The 3,266-nt window shown below is 59.8% G+C and carries 4 protein-coding genes; 1 reads left to right on the top strand and 3 read right to left on the bottom strand.

Annotated features, from left to right (window positions below):
• Positions 1 to 48: 48 nt before the first annotated feature.
• The gene (locus ACIQ0G_RS10720; RefSeq protein WP_397577893.1) at positions 49 to 849 is read left to right on the top strand and encodes an inositol monophosphatase family protein; all 801 of its coding nucleotides are present in this window, start codon (positions 49 to 51) and stop codon (positions 847 to 849) included.
• Positions 850 to 1,020: 171 nt separating this feature from the next.
• On the opposite strand, the gene ACIQ0G_RS10715 is transcribed toward ACIQ0G_RS10720, so the two are convergent.
• From ACIQ0G_RS10715 to crtI, 3 genes are all read right to left on the bottom strand, one after another.
• On the bottom strand, positions 1,021 to 1,965 hold the full coding sequence (locus tag ACIQ0G_RS10715) for a phytoene/squalene synthase family protein (protein WP_397577894.1): 945 nt from the start codon (positions 1,963 to 1,965) through the stop codon (positions 1,021 to 1,023).
• Positions 1,966 to 1,992: 27 nt separating this feature from the next.
• Positions 1,993 to 2,574 carry a TIGR00730 family Rossman fold protein gene (locus ACIQ0G_RS10710; RefSeq protein ID WP_397577892.1) on the bottom strand — a complete coding sequence of 194 codons (582 nt, stop codon included), beginning with the start codon at positions 2,572 to 2,574 and terminating at the stop codon, positions 1,993 to 1,995.
• Positions 2,571 to 3,266: phytoene desaturase family protein (crtI, locus tag ACIQ0G_RS10705; protein WP_397577891.1), on the bottom strand; the 696-nt coding region annotated here is incomplete at its 5' end. The genes crtI and ACIQ0G_RS10710, both read right to left, overlap by 4 nt.

Here is a 3,266-nt window from a genome sequence, read left to right as displayed (position 1 = left end):
GCAGCATCAACGTGCCGACCTTGCGGATCGACGGCATGATGATCGCAGGTGCCTGAGCGCCAGCTTGATAGAGACGCCGTAATCGCAGCCACGCAGGAAGCTGCGGCGTTGGCGTTTGCCAGCTGGCGCGATGGCGCAGTGCCCGATGCCAAGGTGTGGGAAAAGAGCCGCGATAATTTTGTGAGCGAAATCGACATGGCCGTCGACGCGTTGCTGACAACGCGTTTGCAGGCGATTTTGCCGGAGGCGGCGTGGCTGTCCGAAGAGACGCTGGATGATCCAAAGCGGCTGGATGCGCGGCTGTTGTGGCTGGTCGACCCTATCGACGGCACACGCGATTATGTGCGCGGACGCAGTGGTTGGTGTGTGTCGGTCGCCTTGGTCGCCGATGGTATTCCGATCTTTGCGGTGATGGCCGCGCCGGCGGAGGACAAAATCTGGGTGGCGGCACGCGGTGAAGGCGTGACGTGCAACAATGCGCCTCTGTCGGGCAGCACGCGATTGGATTTCACCGGATCACGCGTGCCCGCCGATGAATTGCCACGGCTGGATGCGGACCTTGTGACGGTGACCAAGCCCAACAGCATTGCGATGCGGATGACGATGGTCGCCTGCGACCGCGCTGACTTGGTGGCGACGCTGCGCTGGGGCAATGAATGGGACATCGCCGCTGCGCACCTCGTCGCGCAGGAAGCAGGCGCAGTCGTGACCGATGCGCTTGGCGGACCGATATTATATAATAAGCGCAAGCCATTGGATTTCGGTCTAATTTGCTGCGCGCCGGGGATACATGACGCCGTGGTCGAGCGCCTGTCGGGGCGCGCTGCGCGGATTTTGTCGGCGTCTTGAATTCGCTTCAGGCAACGTCCACATGTCCATCACCGTCACCCTGAACTTGTTTGTGCTCTGCACGCCTCCGGCTCCAGGGTCTTACTACCCACGTCGAAAAAGTAAGATCCTGAAACAAGTTCAGGATGACGAATGCGGGGGGCGTTAGGCTAATTCAGCGAGCCCGCGCTGTTAAACCCGCGTCCGCGTCCACAAAGCGTCGCGGTCCATGGCACGCGGGTTGTTGGCAACAGCATCAACAAATGCTTTGCGTACCCAGCGAAACTTTTCGGGGCGGCTGGTGAAAATACGTTGGTCCCACGCGTGGCTATCGGCGGCGCGGACTTTGCGGGCGATCTCGCCATAAATGCCAGCGGCGGACAGCACCGCCCAGCGTGCACGCAGCGGCAGATGCGCCGCGCCGACGCGGGCCGACGCTTCATATTGTTCGGCTTCATCCGCCAGCCAGCGGCCCATCAGCGCCAGTTTTTTGCGGTTATGCGGCTTCATATGCTCACCCGGCCCGATATCGAGCGTCGCCAGCCAGTCGTCGGGCAAATAGCAGCGTCCGGCGGCGTCATCTTCGGCAATATCCCGCGCGATATTGGCAAGTTGAAAGGCGAGACCAAGGTCGCAGGCCCGGTCGAGCGTGGCATCATCATCCGCCGGAACGCCCATCACCACGGCCATCATCACGCCCACGGCACCAGCAACATGATAGCAATATTGATACAGATCGCTTTCGCGGCGGGGGTGCCAGTCTGCGGCATCCAATGCGAAGCCTTCGATGACATCCTCCGCCATGCGGGCCGTAATGCCACATTCCCGCGCGACAACGCCGAGGCAGTCAAACGCAGGCTCACCGGTGGGCGTGCCCGCCAGCGCTTTTGCGGTCAGCGTTCGAATGGCGGCAAGGCTTTCCTGAGGATCGGTGACCGCTGCCATCGCGCCGCCATGGTCTTGACCATCGGCCATATCATCGCATTTGCGGCACCACGCATACAACAGCCACACGCGTTCGCGCGTGGTGCGGTCAAACAACCGGCTGGCGAAACGGAAGGACTTTGAACCGCGCGATATGCTGTCCTGCGCAAATTGAACAAGGGCAGGGCGATCAAATTCAGACACGGCAAAAATCTGTGCAAGGGCTGATGGCGGCTTGGTTCACAAATCGTCTGCTTTCATCTGGAAGATGGTCTTGTGCGGCACATAGACAGCCATTTTGTCCAGCAAGCCGTCCAGCGTGTCATCGACGATCATGATACCCGCATGTTGCGGCCGGATAAAGCCGACATCGATCATATTCTGGTTGAACGCGATAAGCTGATCATAGAAACCCGCAATGTTCAAAACGCCGACGGGTTTTTGATGATAGCCAAGCTGTGACCAGCTGATGGCTTCCCACAATTCGTCCATCGTCCCGACGCCGCCGGGAATGGTGATGAAGCCATCGGACAGGTCGGTAAAGCGCGCTTTGCGTTCGTGCATGCCCGAAACGACGTGCAGTTCGGTGCAGCCCTTGTGCGCGACTTCAGCGCCGACCAGTGCTTCGGGGATGATACCAATGACTTCACCACCTGCCGCAAGCGCGCTGTCGGCCACCGCGCCCATCAGCCCCAATCGGCCGCCGCCATAGACGACGCCAATGCCGCGTTCCGCCAGCATCTTACCGACGCTGCGCGCCGCTTCGATATAGACGGGGTTATCGGGCGTGGCAGAACCGCAATAGACCGCGAGCCGTTTCACCTATTTGCATCCTCCAGCATCAATGCGGCGGTTGCCTTTGCGCTGCCGACGACGCCGGGGATGCCAGCGCCCGGGTGCGTGCCTGCGCCGACGAAATACAGATTGTGTATCGCATCATCGCGGTTGTGCGCACGCATATAGGCCGACTGCCACAAAACGGGTTCAAGGCTGAACGCGCTGCCCAAATGCGCCGAAAGGTCGCGGCCAAAATCGGCCGGTGTGTAATGGAACTGCGTCATGATCCGGCTGCGGATGTCGGGGATCAGGCGGCGCTCAAGCTCATCCAAAATCCGTTCCTTCAACGCTTCACCAACATCGCCATCCCAATCGAGCGGCGCTTTGCCCATATGTGCGACAGGCGCGAGGACATAAAATGTCGAGCAACCTTCGGGCGCTAGGCTTGGGTCAGTGACGGTTGGATGATGCAAATATAGCGAGAAATCCTGCGGCAGGACGCCGTTTTTATAAATGTCGTCCAGCAGGCCTTTGTAGCGCGGGCCAAAGAGGATCATATGGTGCGGAATGCCCGGCCATGTGCCTTTGATGCCAAGGTGCAGAACGAAAAGTGATGGCGACCAGCTTTTGCGCCGCAGCGATTTGGTTGCGCGTTCGCCGCGTTTGTTGCTGGTCAACAAATCCTTGTACGTGTGCATCAAATCGCCATTGGACGCCGCCATGTCGCAGTCCATACG

The organism is Sphingorhabdus sp. (assembly GCF_044354325.1).
Lineage (GTDB): Bacteria > Pseudomonadota > Alphaproteobacteria > Sphingomonadales > Sphingomonadaceae > Sphingorhabdus_B.
The sequence above is the reverse complement of the archived record's forward strand: the minus strand, read 5'-3'. Positions and strand labels throughout refer to the sequence as shown.